21 protein-coding genes and 4 pseudogenes are annotated in these 19,269 nt (G+C 67.7%); 14 read left to right on the top strand and 11 right to left on the bottom strand.

The features are described from left to right. Positions 1 to 26: 26 nt before the first annotated feature. Positions 27 to 671, bottom strand: coding sequence for a dihydrofolate reductase family protein (locus ACFXJ5_RS34915; RefSeq protein ID WP_384640363.1), 645 nt, complete (start codon positions 669 to 671; stop codon positions 27 to 29). Between the two features lie 439 nt (positions 672 to 1,110). Here ACFXJ5_RS34915 and ACFXJ5_RS34910 point away from each other — a divergent pair, with 439 nt between their 5' ends. Next, positions 1,111 to 1,437 (top strand): hypothetical protein, encoded by a 327-nt coding sequence (locus tag ACFXJ5_RS34910; protein ID WP_384640360.1) that lies wholly within the window; start codon positions 1,111 to 1,113, stop codon positions 1,435 to 1,437. 89 nt (positions 1,438 to 1,526) lie between these two features. Here ACFXJ5_RS34910 and ACFXJ5_RS34905 read toward each other — a convergent pair. After that, a pseudogene (locus ACFXJ5_RS34905) lies at positions 1,527 to 1,664 on the bottom strand (transposase); the annotation flags it as partial. A gap of 425 nt (positions 1,665 to 2,089) precedes the next feature. On the opposite strand from ACFXJ5_RS34905, the gene ACFXJ5_RS34900 reads away from it, so the two are divergent. Continuing rightward, positions 2,090 to 2,419 (top strand): TfoX/Sxy family protein, encoded by a 330-nt coding sequence (locus ACFXJ5_RS34900; protein ID WP_384640357.1) that lies wholly within the window; start codon positions 2,090 to 2,092, stop codon positions 2,417 to 2,419. A gap of 142 nt (positions 2,420 to 2,561) precedes the next feature. Here the strand turns inward: ACFXJ5_RS34900 and ACFXJ5_RS34895 are convergent, their stop codons facing one another. Both ACFXJ5_RS34895 and ACFXJ5_RS34890 read right to left on the bottom strand, forming a co-directional pair. Further along, positions 2,562 to 3,209 carry a peroxiredoxin-like family protein gene (locus ACFXJ5_RS34895; RefSeq protein WP_384640354.1) on the bottom strand — a complete coding sequence of 216 codons (648 nt, stop codon included), beginning with the start codon at positions 3,207 to 3,209 and terminating at the stop codon, positions 2,562 to 2,564. Between the two features lie 138 nt (positions 3,210 to 3,347). After that, the gene (locus ACFXJ5_RS34890; RefSeq protein WP_384640351.1) at positions 3,348 to 3,494 is read right to left on the bottom strand and encodes a hypothetical protein; all 147 of its coding nucleotides are present in this window, start codon (positions 3,492 to 3,494) and stop codon (positions 3,348 to 3,350) included. A gap of 155 nt (positions 3,495 to 3,649) precedes the next feature. Here ACFXJ5_RS34890 and ACFXJ5_RS34885 point away from each other — a divergent pair, with 155 nt between their 5' ends. Further along, positions 3,650 to 4,249 (top strand): TetR/AcrR family transcriptional regulator, encoded by a 600-nt coding sequence (locus ACFXJ5_RS34885; protein WP_384640348.1) that lies wholly within the window; start codon positions 3,650 to 3,652, stop codon positions 4,247 to 4,249. A gap of 51 nt (positions 4,250 to 4,300) precedes the next feature. Here the strand turns inward: ACFXJ5_RS34885 and ACFXJ5_RS34880 are convergent. Continuing rightward, positions 4,301 to 4,489, bottom strand: a pseudogene (locus ACFXJ5_RS34880) (sodium:solute symporter); the annotation flags it as partial. A 204-nt stretch (positions 4,490 to 4,693) separates the two neighbouring features. Here ACFXJ5_RS34880 and ACFXJ5_RS34875 point away from each other — a divergent pair. Next, positions 4,694 to 5,567 (top strand): annotated as a pseudogene (locus ACFXJ5_RS34875) (IS5 family transposase). A gap of 8 nt (positions 5,568 to 5,575) precedes the next feature. Here ACFXJ5_RS34875 and ACFXJ5_RS34870 read toward each other — a convergent pair. The 3 genes and pseudogenes from ACFXJ5_RS34870 to ACFXJ5_RS34860 form a co-directional block, all read right to left on the bottom strand. Next, positions 5,576 to 6,037 (bottom strand): GNAT family N-acetyltransferase, encoded by a 462-nt coding sequence (locus ACFXJ5_RS34870; protein WP_384640346.1) that lies wholly within the window; start codon positions 6,035 to 6,037, stop codon positions 5,576 to 5,578. 96 nt (positions 6,038 to 6,133) lie between these two features. Beyond that, positions 6,134 to 6,896, bottom strand: a pseudogene (locus ACFXJ5_RS34865) (IS5 family transposase). 86 nt (positions 6,897 to 6,982) lie between these two features. After that, a complete protein-coding gene (locus tag ACFXJ5_RS34860) occupies positions 6,983 to 8,029 on the bottom strand; it encodes an aldo/keto reductase (protein WP_384640342.1) in 1,047 nt (348 codons plus the stop codon). 138 nt (positions 8,030 to 8,167) lie between these two features. Between ACFXJ5_RS34860 and ACFXJ5_RS34855 the strand changes: the two genes are divergently transcribed. Both ACFXJ5_RS34855 and ACFXJ5_RS34850 read left to right on the top strand, forming a co-directional pair. Continuing rightward, the gene (locus ACFXJ5_RS34855) at positions 8,168 to 8,791 is read left to right on the top strand and encodes a TetR/AcrR family transcriptional regulator (protein WP_384640339.1); all 624 of its coding nucleotides are present in this window, start codon (positions 8,168 to 8,170) and stop codon (positions 8,789 to 8,791) included. A gap of 51 nt (positions 8,792 to 8,842) precedes the next feature. Beyond that, positions 8,843 to 8,971 carry a hypothetical protein gene (locus tag ACFXJ5_RS34850; RefSeq protein ID WP_384640336.1) on the top strand — a complete coding sequence of 43 codons (129 nt, stop codon included), beginning with the start codon at positions 8,843 to 8,845 and terminating at the stop codon, positions 8,969 to 8,971. A gap of 56 nt (positions 8,972 to 9,027) precedes the next feature. Here ACFXJ5_RS34850 and ACFXJ5_RS34845 read toward each other — a convergent pair whose 3' ends face one another. Both ACFXJ5_RS34845 and ACFXJ5_RS34840 read right to left on the bottom strand, forming a co-directional pair. Continuing rightward, positions 9,028 to 9,603, bottom strand: coding sequence for a CGNR zinc finger domain-containing protein (locus ACFXJ5_RS34845; protein WP_384640333.1), 576 nt, complete (start codon positions 9,601 to 9,603; stop codon positions 9,028 to 9,030). 197 nt (positions 9,604 to 9,800) lie between these two features. After that, positions 9,801 to 9,983, bottom strand: coding sequence for a hypothetical protein (locus tag ACFXJ5_RS34840; protein WP_384640331.1), 183 nt, complete (start codon positions 9,981 to 9,983; stop codon positions 9,801 to 9,803). Between the two features lie 562 nt (positions 9,984 to 10,545). On the opposite strand from ACFXJ5_RS34840, the gene ACFXJ5_RS34835 reads away from it, so the two are divergent. The 8 genes from ACFXJ5_RS34835 (at position 10,546) to ACFXJ5_RS34800 (ending at position 18,494) form a co-directional block, all read left to right on the top strand. After that, the gene (locus ACFXJ5_RS34835; RefSeq protein WP_384640328.1) at positions 10,546 to 11,511 is read left to right on the top strand and encodes a zinc-dependent alcohol dehydrogenase family protein; all 966 of its coding nucleotides are present in this window, start codon (positions 10,546 to 10,548) and stop codon (positions 11,509 to 11,511) included. 286 nt (positions 11,512 to 11,797) lie between these two features. Continuing rightward, positions 11,798 to 12,640 (top strand): MBL fold metallo-hydrolase, encoded by an 843-nt coding sequence (locus ACFXJ5_RS34830; protein WP_384640325.1) that lies wholly within the window; start codon positions 11,798 to 11,800, stop codon positions 12,638 to 12,640. Positions 12,641 to 12,707: 67 nt separating this feature from the next. After that, positions 12,708 to 13,661: a D-2-hydroxyacid dehydrogenase family protein gene (locus tag ACFXJ5_RS34825; RefSeq protein WP_384640465.1), complete on the top strand. Its 954-nt coding sequence runs from the start codon at positions 12,708 to 12,710 to the stop codon at positions 13,659 to 13,661. 9 nt (positions 13,662 to 13,670) lie between these two features. Next, positions 13,671 to 14,552: an alpha/beta fold hydrolase gene (locus ACFXJ5_RS34820; RefSeq protein WP_384640323.1), complete on the top strand. Its 882-nt coding sequence runs from the start codon at positions 13,671 to 13,673 to the stop codon at positions 14,550 to 14,552. A gap of 669 nt (positions 14,553 to 15,221) precedes the next feature. Beyond that, positions 15,222 to 16,046: an alpha/beta fold hydrolase gene (locus tag ACFXJ5_RS34815; RefSeq protein ID WP_384640320.1), complete on the top strand. Its 825-nt coding sequence runs from the start codon at positions 15,222 to 15,224 to the stop codon at positions 16,044 to 16,046. 302 nt (positions 16,047 to 16,348) lie between these two features. Continuing rightward, positions 16,349 to 17,056, top strand: a complete 708-nt coding sequence (locus ACFXJ5_RS34810; RefSeq protein WP_384640317.1) for a Clp protease N-terminal domain-containing protein — start codon at positions 16,349 to 16,351, stop codon at positions 17,054 to 17,056. A gap of 727 nt (positions 17,057 to 17,783) precedes the next feature. Continuing rightward, positions 17,784 to 17,930, top strand: coding sequence for a hypothetical protein (locus ACFXJ5_RS34805; RefSeq protein WP_384640314.1), 147 nt, complete (start codon positions 17,784 to 17,786; stop codon positions 17,928 to 17,930). 231 nt (positions 17,931 to 18,161) lie between these two features. Further along, positions 18,162 to 18,494 carry a hypothetical protein gene (locus ACFXJ5_RS34800; RefSeq protein ID WP_384640311.1) on the top strand — a complete coding sequence of 111 codons (333 nt, stop codon included), beginning with the start codon at positions 18,162 to 18,164 and terminating at the stop codon, positions 18,492 to 18,494. A 135-nt stretch (positions 18,495 to 18,629) separates the two neighbouring features. Here the strand turns inward: ACFXJ5_RS34800 and ACFXJ5_RS34795 are convergent, their stop codons facing one another. Next, positions 18,630 to 19,208 (bottom strand): TetR/AcrR family transcriptional regulator, encoded by a 579-nt coding sequence (locus ACFXJ5_RS34795; RefSeq protein ID WP_384640308.1) that lies wholly within the window; start codon positions 19,206 to 19,208, stop codon positions 18,630 to 18,632. Between the last annotated feature and the right edge of the window lie 61 nt (positions 19,209 to 19,269).

Below are 19,269 nucleotides of genomic sequence, written 5' to 3'. Positions count from 1 at the left end.
TCAGCCGCCCCGAGTGGGCCCTGGCGTCACCTTCGCCAGAACAGGTGGTGCGTCACGCCGCTCGGGCTGGGCACGACCTCCAGGTGGAACCGGTCGAGCAGTTCATCAGGGGACTCCCACAGCCGTAGTCCGGACCCGAGCTTTACCGGCGAGACCGCCACATGCATGGTGTCGACGAGGTCAGCATCAAGGAACTGCCGGATGGTGGTAACCCCGCCACCGAGTCGGACATCCTTGCCCTGCGCCGCTTCCCGCGCCCGTTCGAGGACCGAGGCCGAGCCGCCGTCGACGAAGTGGAACGTGGTGTCGGAGAGCGTGAACGACGGACGCTCGTGGTGGGTCATGACGAACACCGGCGTGCGGAACGGGGGCTCCTCCCCCCACCAGCCGCGCCACTCATGGTCCTGCCAGGGACCGCGCTGGGGCCCGAACTTGTTGCGGCCCATGATCTCGGCACCGATGTTGCGTGCGAAGTCTCGCGTGAAGTAGTCGTCGAGGCCCCGGCTCCCGCCGGGTTCCGTGCGCATGGGCCAGCTCGCCGTGGCTCCGGCCCAGGCGAACAGCCTCTCGGGATGGTCGTGGCCGAACGGCCGCTCGAGACTCTGGTGTTCACCGGCACCGATACCGTCACTCGAGACGTTGAAGTTCATGACTCTCAGCAGTTGATCCACGTGTTTCCTCGTCAGGTCCTGTCGCGTCATCGTGTGGCGAGGCGCCGCACATCATGACGTCGAACGGGACGTGGCCGGATCGACAGCGGCCCGCAACTTTTTTCCAGGCACGTCAGGAAGCAGCCCCGCTGGCCGTGAGGCCCGTGGCGCGGACCCACCCCATGTCCCGATTCCTGGGCCGCCGCCGGGCGGATTCCCGGAACATGGCACATTGGCCACTCTCCGTCCGCGAATCGCGGGCCTCAATCCCGCGAGACCGGGTCGGGCATGGGCAGGACGGGGATCTGCGGCTCCTCCCAGGCGAGGAGCCGAGCATCGTGTCACTTTTCCTGCTTTCAAGCCAACTTGAAGCTGTCTCGTTGTCGCCATTCCCCCTCGCCGCTCAGACTGTCATCGGTCACTACTGGGGTGGCCCTGGCAAGCCGGACGGAGCGGGGCAATGGCGTTCTTGGACGTGTCGAAGATCGATCGTCGTGTGCGGGATGAGGTGAAAAAGCGGGGCTTGTTCCTCGTCTCACCCGACGAGATGCCTGGCGGAGTGGACGTCTTCGTCTTCGTGTGTACCGACCCGAACCCGAAAGACTGCGGGTTCACCAGGGTGGGGCAGGTGGTCGGGACTGGGACGTCGGGCAATTTCTGCAACCCTTACGTGATGGACGGTGTGCGTACGGAGCAAGCGGTGTCGCTCACGAAGATCCGGGGGTTCTTCGCGAGCTGGGAAGACGGGATCAACGCTGTACTCGTTGCGTACGACGAGTGGCACTGACGTGAACCACGTGTAGGGGTCCGAGTAGGAACGGACCAGGAAACCGGTGTTGCTGTCAGAAGTTTTGACAGGTCGTGATGCGGGACCGTGTCGCGCCATGGCGCACCAGTCCGAGTCCGCCACCGTATGCCGTTGATCAACTGCCGCTTGGACCACACCGGAGGCCGGCCCGGCTTGACGCCAACCGGCAGCAACAGCTTCAACCGAGACCACTGCTCGTTCGTCAGATCACCACGCCCACATGGTGATCATCGCAGACCTTGATCAATTTCTGAAACAGGCCCTGGTATCCCGAGGCTTGCGCCCCCACAACATCAGCAGCAGGTCCTCGGCAGTGCCCAAGACCTCCGCGATCGGCTCACCGGGCCCATAAGTCCAGCAGCGGTCAGAATCGGTAGCGGTGATCCTCACAGCCTGCTCGGGACGGGTGGCGGCCCCCTTGGAGATCATGCGGAGCGCCATGGTGTCGAAGACCCACGTACTCCTTCGAACCGCACCCGCACGGTACTCTCGCCGCCATCCGCGGACGGGGAGGACCCGGCGGCCTCCTCCGTCTGGACGCACCTCTGTTCTCCGGCCAGGTCCGCTTCTCCCCAGCCAAGGACCTGCGCGACCTCGAACGCAGGCTCACCGAGCAGCAAGGAGGCGCCTGATGGCGTACGACGAGGGACTGGCCGAGCGGATCCGCGAGCGACTCGGCGCGGATCCCGGTGTCACTGAAAAACGCATGTTCGGCGGGATCGCCTTCCTGTATCGGGGCAACATGGCCGTTGGCGTGACCGGCGACGATCTCATGGTCCGCGTCGGACCCGACGCCACCGACGCGGCGCTGGCCCGGCCGGGGGCGCGGATCTTCGACATGACGGGCCGCCCGATGCGCGGCTGGGTCGTGGTCGCGGGCTCCGCCGTTGCCGAGGACGACGCCCTTGGCGCGTGGATCGACGAGGGACATGCCTTCGCAGCAACCCTCCCGCCCAAGTAGGAGTCGTTTCGCTGCGCAAAGCGTACCGACCGACCGTGATGCTCGTCCTCGGCGCCGGCACCGCTGCCGTGCCGGCGCTGATTCCGATACGGCCGGCGTTCTATCCGCTCATGCTCATGCTGCTGACCGCTGTCCTGGGGGGTCAGTCCGAGGAGTCGAGGGCGGCCAGGATGTCGGCCGGTTCGGCGCGCTTGGTGTAGTCGGTGTCGACGAAGGCCCAGCGGATCGTGCCCTCGCGGCCGATGACGTACGTGGCGGGCAGCGGGAGTGTGCGCGGGTGGCCGGCGTTGACGCGTTGGAGGTCGAAGCCGAGTTCGTCGTAGACGGCGGCGAGGTCTTCGGGGAGGTCGAAGGCGAGGCCGTACTGCTTGGCGGTGTCGGAGCCGAGGTCGCTGAGGACGGGGAAGGCCAGGTCGTGCTTCTCGGCCAGCGAGAGGGACTCGTCGGGGATCTGCGGGGAGACTGCCACCAACTGCCCACCGCGCGCCGCGATGTCATCGTGGTGGTGCTGGAGGGCGCGTAGCGCGATATTGCAGTACGGACACCAGGCGCCCCGGTAGAAGGTGAGGACGACTGGCCCTTCGGTGAGCAGCGCGTCAAGGCTCACGGTCGCTCCGGTTGCCGTCGGTAGGCCGAAGTGTGGGGCCGGCGCACCCACGGAGAGGGCTCGGTGTGCCTGCCCCGAGTCGGCGAGTTCCTGGCTTGCCCTGTTCATGATCTCCCGTACTTCGGCGGGGATCTGTTGCTGGCGGGCCTGGTAGAAGGCGCTCAGTTCGGCGTTGAGGGTCATCGGGGCCGTACCTCCGGATCGGGGCGGACAGGGGCGCCGAGCCATGAGACAGCGGCACGACGCCCTTTATCTTGGAACGCTCATTTCAAGATAGTGGCAGAAGTGAGCCTGTGCCAACGGGCTGGCGCTGTGGCGCTGTCAGAGGCTGGTGAACGGGTGGTGGTCGGCGAGGGCCAGCGCCCGGACGAAGGCGGCAACGCGGACGGCCCGGCGGGCGAAGAAGCGCGTGAGGGGCGAGCTGTGCGACCCGTAGGCCGCGGTCCACAGGGGTGGTATGCGATTCATGCGGCAGGGGATCGCGGGGGCGCGCCTTCCGCCTGACGGATCGTGGATGAAACTGGATACGGGTCGCCGCTCACGGGTGCCGGGCCCCGGGCCCTTTGCGTTGGATGGAGTGGAGGTTATCTTGGAATTGTTATTTCAAGATGGCGGGGTGAAACATGGCGGACATCAAGCACTTCGATCCGGACGCGACCCTGGAGACGGTGGTCCGGCTGTTCTGGCAGCAGGGCGTGGCCTCGACCGGAGTCCAGGACATCGTGACGGCGACCGGACTCAACCGCTCCAGCCTGTACGCGACCTACGGCGGTAAGCAGGAGCTCTACCTGGCTGCTCTGCGCCGCTACCTGGAGCTCCGCTCCCAGCCGATGTTCCGCGGCCTCGCCGAGGACGAGCGGGGCCTGCCCGCGATCTCCGAGTTTTTCGCCGGACTGATCAAGGCTCGCTGCTCCGGGGAGCACGCCCGATGGGGCTGCATGGTCTCCAACGCGCACGCCGGCGCCGAAAACAGCGACCCCGCGGTCCGCGCTGTCCTCGACCAGCACCACCAGGAGCTGCGAGACGCGCTGTACGCGGCCCTGACCACCGCCCAGGCCCAGGGACAGCTCTCCTCGGGCGCCGATCCCGGCGCCTCCGCCGATCTGCTGGCCCTGCTCGCCTACGGCGTGAACCTGCGGTCCCGTGCCGGGGCCGATGCCGGGGCGCTGACGAAGACGGTGACCGCCGCGCTCGACGCGATGGGCGCCAAGACCGCCGCGTGATGCACGAGGTCGGCACCGGCGTGCCTACGCCGGTGCCGACCGTTGGCCGCTTCAGCCGGTTGTCGGACTGAGCGCCGTGTGCGGCCGAGGGCCCGTGCGATCTCCGGCTCCTTCGGCGTCCGCCGTGTAGTCGGCCGGGCTCGTCTCGTCCACACCTTCTGGCGCGTTGAGCGCCTTCAGTACGAAGGTCAGCACCACCGTGACGACCACGTTCAGGACGAACGCCGTGAGGCCGATGTAGCGATGCGCTTCGCCGTGGACGAGGAACGGCTTGGCGACCTGCTGCATCCACCGCGTTCCAATGAGGGGTTCCGTGCCTGGGCGCAGGAGCAGGCCGTTGCCAAGTCCGACGGCGACTGCTTCCAGTTAGCCGTTGAAGCCCTCGAAACAGGGGAACTAGGGCGTGTTGTGAAAGTGGATCAAGGTCGTGGATGATCACTGGCTGTGGGGCGTGGTGACCTGACGGACGGCCAGTGGGCCCGGCTGAAGCCGTTGCTGCCGCATGGCAAGAAGCCGGGCCGGCCACCGACGTGGACGCGTAGGCAGTTGATCGACGGCATAAGGTGGCGGACCCGGACCGGTGCGCCCTGGCGGGACGTGCCCGAACGCTACGGGCCCTGGGACCGGGTCTACGACTTGTTCCGACGCTGGCAACGGGACGGCAGCTGGAAGCGGATCTTCGTGCAGCTCCAGGCCGAGGCCGACGCGAAGGGCTTGATCACGTGGGACGTGAGCGTGGACTCCACAATCGCCCGGGCCCACCAGCACGCCGCTGGCGCGCGTAAAAAGGGGCACTGCAGAAGGAGCCTCCCGGCGGCGTCTTCACCGAGCCCGACGACCACGGCCTCGGGCGGTCGCGCGGCGGGCTGACCACGAAGCTGCACCTGGCCGTGGAGCAGGGCCAAAAGCCTCTGTCGCTGCTGGTCACCGCTGGGCAGCGGCACGACAGCCCGCAGTTCCAGCCGGTCCTGGAGGGCATCCGGGTGCCCCGCATAGGCCCGGGCCGGCCACGGACCAATCCGGACAGGGTCCGCGCGGACAAAGCGTACGGGTCCCGCGCAAACCGGGCCTACCTGCGCAGACGCGGGATCGGATGCACGATCCCGGAGAAGGCCGACCAGGTCCGCAACCGCAAGAAACTCGGCACCCGCGGCGGCCGCCCGCCCAAGTTCGACAAGGACGACTACAAGGAGCGCCGCGCGGTGGAGTGCGGCATCAACCGGCTCAAGCGCCACCGGGCCGTGGCCACGAGATACGAGAAACTTGCGTCCGCTACGAAGCGACGGTGCTGGTCGCGGCCATCAACGAATGGCTGTGACAGCACGCCTACGACTGGCACGACGGCGTCGAATCGGTCAGCGACTTGAACAGGTGCACGTCCGCGTGCCCTCCAGGGATACCCAGGGTCCGACCGGTCTCGGCATAGCCGTGGCGCTGGTAGAAGCCGGGAGCCTGGAAGGTGAAAGAGGAGGCGGCGACGCGATCGCAACCGCGTCGCCGTGCCTCTGTCTCAGCTGCCTGCAGGATCCTGCTGCCCCACCCGTCCTTGCGGCTGTCCTCGCGAACCCACAGCAGCTCGATGCCACAGAGGCCGCCCCAAGTCCACGCGGCCAGCCCGCCGATCAGTTCACCTGCTTCATCGGTGACCTTGACCGAGAACGTTTCGCGGTCAGTCGCACCTGTGGCGGCTGTGTTGAAGGCGACCAATTCCTCGGTCAATCGGTCGTTGAGGTCGGTGTCGCGCTCGCCGATGGTCAGAGCCGGGCCGGGGCCGTGGTCAGTCGTCACGGCGCGGAGTATGTCAGTCCGTCCGACTCCACAGCACGCGATTACTCAGGACCTTGATCCACTTTCACAACAGACCCTAGGAGTTGTCTTCAAATGTCACGCCCACATCAGGAGCGAGGCGAGGGTGACGGCTGCCTGGTAGGACTCGGCGGTCTTGTCATAGCGGGTCGCGATGCCACGCCACTGCTTGAGACGGTTGAAGCACCGTTCCACGACGTTGCGCCGCTTGTCGAAGGCCGGGGGGCGCCCGCCACGGCTGCCGCGCCGGAGCCGGTTGCGGACCTGGTCGGCTCGCTCGGGGAGCCCTTGTCGCCCAGCACGTGGGCGGGCCGCACCCGGGGCCGGCCCGGGCCGAGGCGAGGCACCCGGATCGCCTCCATCAAGGTAGTGAACTGGGTGCAGTCGTTGGTGTTCCCGCCCGTGACCACGAAGGCGAGTGGGCGACCGAAGGCGTCGCAGGCCAGGTGGATCTTGCTGGTCAGGCCGCCCCGGGAACGTCCGAGGCCGGGGCTGCGGGCCCCCCTTTTCGGGCTCCGGCGGCATGCTGGTGGGCCCGCACGACGGTGGAGTCGACCGACACCAGCCAGTGGATCTCCCCAGCCGCATCCGCCCGGGCCTGGGCGGCCTCGAGCATCCGCTCGAAGGTGCCGTCCAGAGCCCACCGGCGAAACCGTGTGTGCAGCGTGGCCCATGGGCCATACCGCTCGGGCACATCCCGCCAGGCCGTGCCCGTCCGGAACTTCCACACGATCCCGTTGAGCACGGTTCGGTCGTCCAACCGCTTCCGCCCCCGCAAGGACTCAGGCAGCAGCGGACGGACGAACTCCCGTTCCTCATCAGACAGTTCATGGCGACGTATCACCCGGCCGTGATCCAACAATCAAGATCATTTGACGGACCCTGCTCCGGTGTGTGCCGCAGGAACTCGTCGCAGGCGGACCGCCGTCAGCGGTGGCGGGCGGGCCTGCGGCGCTGCTCGGAGTCGGTCAGCGCCGGCCGCCTGTAGTCGATGTCCGCGGGGTTGAGCGTGACGCCGGGGGCGACGATCTCGTCGATGCGGTCGAGGATCTCGTCGTCGAGCCGGACCTCGGCGGCGGCGAGCTGGTCAGTGAGTTGCTCGGCCGTGCGGGCACCGAGGATCACCGAGGTGACGCCCGGGTGGGTCGACGCGAAGGCGAGCGCCAGGTGCGTCAGGGAGATTCCCGCCTCGTCCGCCAAGGCCGACAGGCGCTCGACGGCGTCGAGTTTGCGCTGGTTGCCCGGCAGGTCGAGGTTGAACTTGTGGGCGACCGCCTGCCGGAACCAGTTCATCTCGATCGGCTCGCCGCGGCGGAATCGCCCGGTCAGCCAGCCGCTGTTGAGTGGACTCCAGGTCAGCACGCCGAGTCCGTACTTCTGCGCGGTTGGCAGCACGTCCGCCTCGATACCGCGCACGAAGACGGAGTACGGGGGCTGCTCGGTGCGGAAGGGGATGTGGCTCCGGCGGTCGGCGGTCCACTGGGCCTCGACGAGCTGTTCGGCGGGGAAGTCCGAGGTCCCGATGGCCATGATCTTGCCCGCGCGCACCAGGTCGGACAGGACCGAGAGCGTCTCGTCGATGTCCGTGCTCGGGTCCGGGCGGTGCACCTGGTAGAGGTCGATGCGGTCGGTTCCCAGGCGGCGTAGGCTGTCGTCGACGGCCTTGGTGAGCCAACGGCGGGAGTTTCCCTGCCGGTTGGGGTCCTCGTCCTTGAAGCGGACTGGGAAGTGACCCTTCGTCGCGAGCACGACCTCGTCGCGGCGGTCTCGGATTGCCTTGCCCACGATCTCCTCGGCTTCGCCGCCCGAGTACTGGTCGGCGGTGTCGATGAGGTTGATCCCGGCGTCCAGGGCCGTGTGCATCAGCCGGGCCGCATCGTCGTGATCCGTGTTCCCCCACGCGCCCAGGCGCAGGGTGCCCAGCGCGAACTTGCTGACCGATATGCCGGTGCGGCCCAGCTTCCTCTGTTGCATCACTCGCTGCTCCTTGATGTCGCCTCTCCCCGCGGACGGGGTGCAGAGTTGATACCTCTTTGACGCGATGAACCTATGACATGCAACAATAATGTTGCAAGTAGATCCTTTGAGGGAGTGCGGATGTAGCATGTTGGTGTGACAGTGCAGCAGCAGCAGACGGAACCGCAGGCGAAACGGCCCCTCCGAGCCGACACTGAACGGACCGTGCAGACGATCCTGGAAGCGGCCGAGCGTGTCCTGGCCACCAACCCGGCGGCGACCATGGAGCAACTCGCCCGGGCCGCCGGCGTCGCCCGAACCACGGTCCACCGCCGGTTCGCCACCCGTGAGGCGCTCCTGGACGAGCTCACCGACTGGGCCGCCCGCCAGTTCGCGGCCGCCGTCGACACCGCCCGCCCGGACGCCGCCCCGCCACTCGTCGCCCTCTACCAGGTCACTGCCAACGTCCTCCGCGTTAAGACCGACTGGTCGTTCGCCATGAACCGCGCGGCCGACGACGCCCACCCCGAGGCGGCCCGCATCCACGCCGAGGTCCGGACCACCTGCGTTCGGCTCTTCCGCCGCGCCCAAGAGGCGGACGTGCTCCGCCCCGACATCGACCTCGACTGGACCCGGCGCGTCTACTACGCCCTCATCCACGAGGCAGCCAAGGAGGGCGCGGGAGGCGGCGACACGGATGCGCTCGCCACCCGCGTCGTGGACACGCTGCTGCGGGGCGCCGGGGCTCCGGCCGGACTCGCGGGGCAGACGGGAATTTGAAGACAGGCCCTAGAGCCGTCGGGGCCTGTCGCTGCTGCATTTCCCGGGTCGATGATCAGGGGGGCATCGGCCCCGGGCGCGGTCGCGGGCGTGGCCGGGGTGACCGGAGCGGTGGTGCTGTCGGCGGTGGCCTGCGAGCGGGTGCTCATCGTCATGGTCGACGGGCTGCGCTCCACCTGATCGCTTCGGCGGCTCGGCTGGCGCAGCGTGTGACATCCCCCGCGCCGGCTTCGCTTTTATGTGGCCTGGGCGCGTTGGCGGGCTCGGGCAGCGCGAAGGTTGATGAGGTTGCCGCAGGCCGAGGTGTTATGCCACACCCGGGACTGGTTCTTCGAGCTGTCATAGAAGGCCACCGAGCAGGGCGGATTCCGGCAAGCTTTGAGGCGGGGCCACAGTTCGTGCTGCTGGGCGAGCAGGATGTCGCCGAGCAGGGTGCTGGCGACCAGGCGCCAGCCATCGCCTTCGGCTGAAAGGACGAGCCGCCCTTCCTCAAGGGTCATTCCCCAGCGGAGCTTCTCGAGGTGGGGTGCCAGGTCAAGCTGGAGGGGGGATTCCGATGGCGTTCGGACGGCTTCGAGTTGGGTTTGGAGGGCTTCGCGCAGCTCGTAGAGCGGGGGCAGGTCGTCCGTTGTCAAACGGGGACGGGTGGGCCACTGGAGCGTGCGCAGCCAGCTGTTCGCCGACGCGGGACTCGCCAAGAGGTCGGCCTCGGGCGGGCTGCCTGTGGAGCGGGTGTTCAGGAACGACTGCACACGCCGCAACAACGCCGGCGCCGGGGCCGCAGCGTAGCGCTCGGTGGCAAGATCGGACATGATCGCCATCGTACCTGGTCCGACTATTATGAAGCAAGTATAAGACTTAGACTTATGTTCTTGTGGTTCTCGAACCCGCCGGATTCCGGGGCACAACGCCGCCATCGCTTCGACCGGTGAATCTCTTGGACCGCTGCGCCCCCGGCGCGGCGCGCAGCGATCAGGGAGCCCCGCCGGTCCGGGCGGCGTGTTCGGCCTCAGGTCAACTTCTCGACCGGCTCGAACTCGAACCGAAGCAGCCCCTTGCTGACGAACGGCAGGCGTCCGACCTGCTTGCGGGCGTCCTCCAGGTCGACGGCCTCGAGGATGAGGTGGACCACCGGACGATCACTGAGCCGGAAGAGGCTCTTCGCGACGCCCTCGGCGTGGAGCGCGGCCAAGACCCGCGACTCTTCGTCCCGGTACGGGGCGAGCTTTTCGACATCCGGGCTGGTGCCTGTCGCATGCAGGTACAGGAGTGATCCTCCGATTTCCGGGGCGCCGCAGAGCGGCGAGGAGGTCGCGCTTCCCTTCGCTGATCGGTCAGTGGTTCTCGCCGGGTTCACCGGTCCGACAGGTGGGCGGGTGGACGTGTCGTCGTGGCCGTCCGGTTGACGACCTCCGTGAAGATGGCGGCATGGCGGGGGTATGCGAGTTCACGCACATGTCGGCGCGTCTTGCGAGCGCGGAGTCGTGGCGCGTGGCGAAGACCTCGCCGCAGCCTTGGCTTCCCCGACGCGAAGACCATCGCGCATCGTGCCTCCGGCTCGCCGCACGTCGACGTGGGCAATCCGGCCGCTCGGCCACTTCGGCCGTGTTCGGGTGCAGCTGGTCAGCGTGACGCTGATCAGCAGCTGGGCGCCTCCGCTCTGCGACTCCGGCGGCGCCGACGCAGGGATGCGAACAGAGGTAAAATGTGTTTGACTATGTCGCAGTACCGGCTGTCTCTCACTGGGAGTCCCTATGCGTGCCATCCAGATCGCCCAGTTCGGAAAACCAGAGGACGTCGTGCGCGTCGTCGATCTCCAGGAGCCGAACGCTCCCAGCGCCGGCGAGGTCAAGGTCGTGGTCGAGTTCTCGCCGCTGAACCTGCACGACCTCTTGGTCGTCAGTGGCGCGCTCGTGCGGCCGCCGCTCCCGCTGGTCCTCGGCAACGAGGGTGTCGGCCGGATTATCGAGGTAGGCCCCGGCGTCGACAGGCTCGCAGTGGGCGACCTGGTGGTTCTGCCACTGTTCGGCGGCGCTTGGCGCGAGCGGCTGCTGCTGCCCGCCGACGGGCTGTTCCGGCTGCCGGAAGGCAGCGTCGAGCAGTTCTCGATGCTGGGCAGCAATCCGCCCACGGCCGGTCTGATCCTGAGCGAGTACGCCGACCTGGGGCCCGGGGACTGGATCGTGCAGAACGCCGCGAACTCCGGCGTCGGACGTTGCTTGATTGCCCTGGCGAAGGCGCGTGGATTGCGGACGATCAACCTTGTCCGAGACGAGTCCGTGTTCGCCGAGCTGACCGCGGCCGGCGCGGACATCGTCCGCCTCGACGGCGCGACGGCGGTCGAAGAGGTTCGCAAGGCGATCGGCGATGCCCGGGTCGCGCTCGCCGTTGACTCGGTGGGCGGCGACGCTCCCGCCCGCCTGCTCGACCTGCTGTCCGAGGGCGGTTCCCTCGTCACCTACGCCTCGGCGACCGGGCAGCCGATGTCCGTCAACGCACTGACCCTGATCGGCAAGCGCGCGACGGTACACGGATTTTTCGCCGGACATTTCGACTACGCAACGAAGGTGCTACCCGTCATCCGCGAGGCCGCGCCCCTGGTCGCGAGCGGAGCCCTGTTCGTTCCGCCCGCCGCCGTGTTCGACCTCGATGACATCCATACGGCCATCGAGCAGGTCGTGCGCGGCGGAAAGATCCTGCTCAAGGTGGCCCGGTCATGACCCCGCATGATTCGAACGGGACCCACCACAGGGGAACGGGCGCCGGTCACCACCGGTCGCGACGATCTCCGGAGGAGCTCGCGCCGTCGCGGGTCCCGCGTCGGCGCCTGGCGTGACCTGCTGGAACTCTCCGGACCACCGTGTGCATGCCGGCAACGCGCGCTACGGGTTCCAGCGGTATCGCATGTAAATCTACTCATTAATCGTGCTCACCCTCCGCCGGGCAGGCCGCCACTCATTTGCGAGTCCGGTGAGGGGCAGGCCCTGCTACGAGAGAAGCACCGAGATGTCCGAACTGTCCCACGAGGTCCTCGTCTCTGGCGGTGTTCCTCGGAAGATCGATCTTCAGCTGCCGAACGGCGACGGGATCGTGTCCTCGCCGATCTCATCCACCCTGATCACCGGGGAGCACGACGCGGTCCTGGTGGACCCGCCACTGACTCACGCTCAGATCGCGCAGGTCGCCGAAGGCCTGGCGCGCTCTGGGAAGCGCCTGGCGTTCGTGTACATCACCCACGGCCACCCCGACCACTGGTTCGGCACCGCGACGCTGCTGGAACGGTTCGGCGACGCCGACAGCGTGGTGTACGCCACCGAGGGCACCCTCCGGCAGATGCGCAGGCAACTGGAGAGTAAGGACAAGGGGTTCGCGAAGACCTTCCCGGGGGTCCCGGAGAACACCCCGGTCCTCGCCGTGCCCGTGCCGGCCGAAGGATTCCGACTGGAGGGCCGCGTTCTTCAGGCCGTCGAGACCGGTCACACCGATACCGACGACTCCAGCGTCCTGCACGTGCCGTCGATCGGTCTCGTCGTCGCCGGGGACGTCGTCTACAACGGCGTGCATCTGATGATGCTCGAAGGCGGTGGCGGCGGCCTCCAGGCGTGGCTGGACGGTATCGACCGGCTCGCGGCACTCGACCCGCGCCACGTGGTCGCCGGCCACAAGAACGCAGACCTGCCCGACGACCCGAAGATCCTGGACGAGACCCGGCAGTACCTGCGTGACGCGATCCGGCTCCTGGCCGGCAAGCCGAAGCCGCTGGAGTTCTTCGAGGAGATGTTGAAGCTCCACGGTGATCGGCTCAACCCGGGGCCGCTGTGGTACAGCGCCCTGGGCCTGCTCGCCTGAGCCATGCCGGGTCGCCGCCCTGCGAAGACAGGCGAATCGCCTCGACGAAATACGGAGGTTGCCCATGATGGCCACCCGCATGAAGATCGCGATTCTCGACGACTATCAGAACGTCGCGACGAGCCTGGCCGACTGGGGGTCGCTCGTTGCCGAGGTGGTCGTTTTCACCAAGCCGTTCGCCGATGCCGATGAGGTGGTCCGTAGCCTCGCCGGGTTCGACGTGCTCGTGGCCATGCGGGAGCGCACGCGATTCCCGGCCGAGGTCCTGGAGCGGCTGACCGACCTTCGACTCCTGGTCAGCACCGGCCCGGCCAATGCCGCCATCGACCTCACGGCCGCGCACAGACTCGGCATCACGGTGTGCGGGACCCGCTATGAGTCCCACCCCACCATCGAGCACACCTGGGCGCTGATCCTCGGTGTCACGAGAAATCTGGTCGTCGAGGCGGAGTCGATGCGCGCCGGCGGCTGGCAGGTATCGGTCGGCGAGGGCCTGTACGGCAAGACTCTCGGCATTCTGGGCCTGGGCCGCGTCGGCTCCGGAGTGGCACGGGTTGGACAGGCGTTCGGAATGAACACCGTCGCATGGAGCCGGAACCTGACCCCCGAAGCCGCCGCCGAGCACGGCGTGCGGGCGGTGACGAAGGATCAACTGTTCACCGAGAGCGACGTGCTCTCGATCCACGTACTGCTCAGCAAGCGAACACGCGGACTGGTCGGCGCAGCGGAACTACGGTCGATGAAGCCCTCGGCCCTCTTGGTCAACACCTCACGCGGACCGGTCGTCGATGAGGTCGCCTTGATCGACGTCCTGGGCGAGGGCGCGATCCGAGCGGCCGCCCTCGACGTGTACGACACCGAGCCGCTGCCCGCGGACCATCAGTTGCGGGCGCTGCCGAACGCGCTGCTCACGGGGCACGTCGGATATGTGAACCGTGACTTGTACGAAATTTTCTATCAAGACTCTGTCGAGGATATCGCCGCATTCCAGGCGGGTTCTCCCGTGCGGCTGATGACGTAGGAGTTGAAGATGACGACCCGACCGACCCACACACCGCTTCACTCCCATGTGACGGCTCCGACGCAGTTCGTTTCGGCGAACGGGATTCGGTACGCCTACCGGCGCTTCGGCGCCGAGACCGGCACGCCGCTGGTGTTCCTGCAGCATTTCCGTGGCGGCATGGATCACTGGGATCCGGCGGTCACAGATGGACTGGCCCCGAACCGTCCGGTCATTCTGTTCAACAACACAGGCGTCGCAAGCTCCAGCGGCCAGACCCCGGACACCGTGGAAGCGCAGGCTGATGACGCGGCCGCGTTCATCCACGCGCTGGGCCTGACCCGCGTCGACATCCTCGGCTTCTCCATCGGCGGCTATGTCGCGCAGGCCCTCACACTCCGCCACCGAAAATTGGTGCGCAGGCTCGTTCTCGCCGGCACCAAGCCCCGGGCCGGCGATGATACGGACCGGCACCCCGACGTGAACAATGTTGCCACCCGGCATGAAGTACTGACTCTCGAGGACTTCCGGTTCCTCTTCTTCGAGCCCACACCGACCAGCCAGGCCGCCGGTGAAAGATTCTGGGCGCGTCGCCACCAGCGCACCACCGACATAGACCCGCCGACGTCCAAGCAGACCATGCAGGCGCAGACAGCCGCGATCGTCGATTGGAAGCTTCCGCACGGCGAGCCTTTCGCCGAGCTTCAGACGATCACTCAGCCGACCCTGGTGGTCAACGGCCGGCGCGATGTCATGGTCCCCACCATCAACTCTTACCACCTGGCCCAGCACATCCCCGGCGCCCAGCTCATCGTCTACCCCGACTCCGGCCACGCCTCGCTGTTCCAATACCCGGAACTGTTCGTCGCCGATGTGGGGCGCTTTCTGGACCGGCCGGTTGCCTTTTCCTGAGCGCTGTCTCGATGGATTTCCGCTGATCCGTGAACCGTACCGGGTTCCGTCCATAACTCTGAACCAGGACAACGAGGCCGCGCTGACGTACATCGTGAACATGGTCGTGCCGCGCCGGCAGAACGTTTAACAGGCGAAACGACCGTAGTACGTCGCCCTCGGCCAAAGCAGTGCCTTGATCTCCGCTCGCCCCCCGTGCTCAGCAGCCTTGTCGACAGCCAGGCGCTGACTCCATCCCGTTCCGCAGACGATGCTGCCGAGCTTGCGTGCAGCCTTGACATCGATGGCGGCATTGAACGGGCCGGGGTGCACGAGGAGCCGAAGGTTGGTCAGCCGCGCTCAGACCTGGGCGGGGCGCGGAGTGCGTTCCCGCATGGCCACGAGCACGCCGAATCCCAGGCGTCGGACCGTATCTTTGACATAGGTGTAATCGGTACGGCTATGCCGCAAATACACTCCAGCACGCGCCCGTGCGCTGCATCCAGCCAGAACCTGCCCTGCATCAACATTGTCTGTCTCATCTTGTTCAACAGTAGTAAACGATGTATGGTTGTGTCAGGCGGGGATCGGCTGACACCGCAGAGCCCGGACGGGATCGCCGTGCAACGGCTTCCCTCCCGTCGGCGCCGCGCCTGGGTCGGCATCCACTCGTTCAGGCAAGGAGCCCTCATGGCGACCTCGGCAATGATCCCGAACGGCGACATCGTGTTCCGCCGCGACGGCGTAGGCGACAGTGCGGTTGTGTTCATGCACGGCTGGATCGATGACCTGCACGTCTGGGACCCAGTCATCGCGGAACTGTCAGGCTCCGGGTTCGAGACCGTGCAGTTGGACCTAGCCGGCTTCGGAAACCGCACGCAGGCACATGGGCCGTTCACGTTCGACCGGTTCGCCGCCGACCTGTTGGCCGTCGTCGACGCGGTGGACAAGCCGTTCGTGCTCGTCGGCCACAGCATGGCGGCACCCGTCGTCGAACTTGTCGCCGAGGCGCGCCTCGAGCGCGCGTTGGGCCTGGTACTTCTGGCACCCATTCCGATGGCCGGAGCCCGGTTGCCCGACGAGGTCATCGAGACCTTCCGCTCGTTGGCTGGTGGTGAGGCGTCATTGATTCAGGCCATGCGCCAGCAAGCGGGGCCAGCGGCTCCCGAAGCCGAGTTGGCGCGAATCGCCACGGTAGCCGCGAAGGCGCGCCCCGAGGTGGTACTGGCCACAGCAGACCTATGGAACAACGGTTACCCCATCCAGCGGCCCAGTGGGTTCTCCAAGCCGGTGTTGATCCTGTCGGGAAGCGACGACCCGATCGTCACCTCGGAGGTCGTCGCCTCTGCGGTCGTGACGCGATTCGACTCGGCGAAGACGGCCACGACCGAGATCGAGAAGTGCAGTCACTGGCCGCACATCGAGCAGCCCTCCCTCGTCGCCGCGCAGATCAGTCGCTTCCTGGCCAGCAGCCCAGCAACCGAGGCAGTCCTTGCGGACGCAAGGCACAGCTAGATCGGTGGGCCGACCCGCGACCGACCGGTACGCGATCGATGGCGTACGGCCTCGGGGGTGGGCGGGCGGCAGCGGTGTCCTGCGTTCCCGCAGTTCATCGGGCGCCGGGTCGGCAGGCGCACGGGGAATCGTGTCGGCTCGGCACGCAACTGCCGGGCTTCACAGGGAAGTTCCGAAGTGATCTGGTGGGTCGCGATCGGGGCTGAGCTGCAGCGGGCCGTCGTACGAAGCTGCGGGTGCGGACCCGGAATGAGCGTCAATTACAAGTTGACGATCCTCGATCGTCAATTTAAGATTGACGCATGAGTCCACTCGACATCAGCCTCGCCGACCTGATTGCCCGTCTTGACGAGGAACTCCCCGGCGCCAATGAACTGGCCCGCATCAGCGAGGCGCGACTGCGCGCCCAGACGCTGTCCGACCTCGGTGACCAGCTCATCGACCACTACGTCAGCAGGGCCAAGCAGACCGGCGCGTCGTGGACCCAGATCGGCGATGCCATCGGGGTGTCCAAGCAGGCCGCCCAGCAACGCCACGCACCTGGCCCTTTCGAGCAGTACACCAACCTGAACCGGCACAGCATCGTGCTGGCGCAGGAGGCCGCCCGAACGCACAAGCACGACTTCATCGGCACCGAACACATCCTGCTCGGCCTGCTCGGCGAACCGCGGGGCCTGGCATACGAGGTGCTGGTCGCGAAAGCGGAGTCGGAGCAGCGCGTCCGCGACGCAATCGAGGAAGCGATGCCGCCGGCCGGGGAGAAGGCGCTGCGGGGTCACATCGCGTTCCGGCCGGAGAGCAAGGAGGCCATCGAGCAGGCACGCCGCGCGTCGGCCGACCTCGGCCACGACTGGGTCGGCACGGAACACACCCTGCTGGGCCTGATCCGCACCGAGGAGAGCCCAGCCGCGCAGATCCTGCGCAACCTCGGCTTCACGTCGGACGAGCTGCGCGAGACGATCAAGACCGAGATCACCAAACGGTTGGCCGCGCGCGGCAAGCAGGAGTGAAGCGATCAGTCGCCGCGCAGGACCGGGCCGGCACAGCCTTCCCATCCGACACGGGACGGTGCGCTCGTGCCGTCTGCCCCCACCCGACGTCGCCAAAAACCTTGTCGTGCACGGTGGGTGAGAGGCAGTCGTGCACGACGACTCATTTCGCAACCGTCGGTTGGTGGGTGGGTGCAAGGTGTGCGAGACCGAGCCGGCCGACGCCGTGTGGGTCGTGATCGAGTCGTTGGCCGCGCCGTGGTGGGCGCGGCATCCCTCGGTGTCGGGCCACCGGGGGTGTTGCCAGATGCGCGGTGTCGTCGCAGCGCTGCGCTGCGGTTCCGGAACCGGACCGGCTGCCGGTGGGGCCTGCTGCCGCACGGCCGGCCGGCCGGCGCGGTGCGCTGCTACTTCGATGTCCGGGGGCGCGACGAGCCAGATCGGCGGATCAACGGTGTACTGCGGATGATGGTGCGTGAGAAGGCCGGGCGCAGGGCGGATCCGAGCCCGGTGGTGTTTGATTCGCCGTCGGTGCGCGCGGTGGCCGGGGTGCCGAGGAGCACGACGGTCATGGATGCGGCCGGTCGAGAAGGCCCCGGGCTGTCGGCGTGGGCCGGCCGTGGACGTCATGGGGTTGATCATCGTGGTGGTGGTCACCGCGGCGTCGGTGCACGGCAGCGCGATGGGCGTGAGGCTGCTCGATACGATTGCCGGTTCGGGATACGGCCGGGCGGCCGGGTGAGCCAGGGTGCTGGTGGACCAGGGGTTCAGGACCGGCGTGGTCGAGCACGGCGCGGGGCTCGGCGTCGAGGTGGAGATCGTGGAGTGCAACCGGGCGAACTCCGGGTTCGTCCCCAGCCGGTCCGCTGGAGGGTCGGACAGGTCGACGGCCTGAACATGCTGGAGAGTCGGCTGGTGCGTGATGATGAGGATGCCCCGTCCTCGGCGGATTCGAGGATCTGCTGGGCGTCGGCCGGGCGGATACTGTGTCGGCTCGGGGGTGGGGCCGCCTGGTGGCGGGGGGTGTAGATGACTCCTACGGTCCTTCAGCAGCTCCTGGACGGTTTCGGGCGGCGGGAACGGCAACTGGCCGGGGGCAGGCGGGTTCGCCGCGTGTCTGCGCGAGGTGGAGGCCGAACGTGAAGCACTGCGGATCACGGCCGAGACCATCCACGCGATGGCCGCCGGCCTCGAATTCGAGCAGTCACCGGCCCCGGCCCTGCCGGGCGGCGCCGCCTGCCGGCAGTTCATGGGCGTGTTCGGCTACGAGCAACGGCCGCTGCGCGGCCGCGACCTGTGCCAGGCGTTCGGTCTCCCGGTCCTGCCCGAGCGTGTCGAAGGCACCCGCGCGAAGCTCGAGCGCCGGGTCAGCCTTGGTTTCCTTGATGAGACCGGGCCCGGATTGTTCGCGCGGCCCCGCGCCCAGGCGCAGATCGCCCCCGCCGGCCAGGGGTCCTGATCGAAACCAGTGCGGAAGACGGGCATCGTGGCGCTTGTTTCCCTCTCACGGCTGTCGAACGCAGGTGGATGTCGGCCGCGGTGACGAGCGGTGGGGCGATGCGCAGGTAGCCGATGAGCGGGTGAGGTTGTCCGGTCAGCCCAGTGATGCGCCTGCCGCGCGCAGTTCGTCCAGGGCCGCCAGGATGTACCCGGCGAGCTCGTCCTTGGCGTCACGGTCGCCCTCGGACCATTGGGCGTACCCCCGTTTGAAGGCGAGGACGCCCAGCTCGCCCGCGAGAGCCGCGGTCGGATCAGGTACGCCGCGGGCGACCAGGGCGATTGTCATCGCGGCCGCGAGGCTGACGCTTTTGAGGGCGTCACGCTCCTGAAGTTCGGCGCTGGCGGCGACGGCCGCCTTCAGGCGAGGGGCGAGCTCGCGGTTGCTGGGGCCCATCGCGCTCGCGGCGCGTTGGAGACCGGCAGCGACCGCCTCGAGCGGGCCGGCGTTGCCGGGCGCCTCGGCGATTCCCTCGGCCAGCAGCCGGCTCAGCGTCTCCTGCCCGGCCACCAGCAGCTCGCGCTTGTCGGGGAAGTGCCGGAAGAAGGTGCTTTTGGTGACCCCGGCGCGCTCGGCGATCTGCGCGACCGTCGTGGCGTCGTACCCCTGCTCGGTGAACAGGTCGACGGCAGCCACGACGAGGCGTTCGCGCGCCCCTGGTTCCCACCGGCTCATGGGCCCATCCTATGCGATGGGACTCTTGTCCCGTCACCCTGCTAGGGTGACGGGACAAGAG

This window comes from Streptomyces sp. NPDC059373 (genome assembly GCF_042751495.1).
In the GTDB taxonomy this organism is placed as follows: Bacteria; Actinomycetota; Actinomycetes; order Streptomycetales; family Streptomycetaceae; genus Actinacidiphila.
This window is presented reverse-complemented; position numbering and strand designations above follow the sequence as displayed.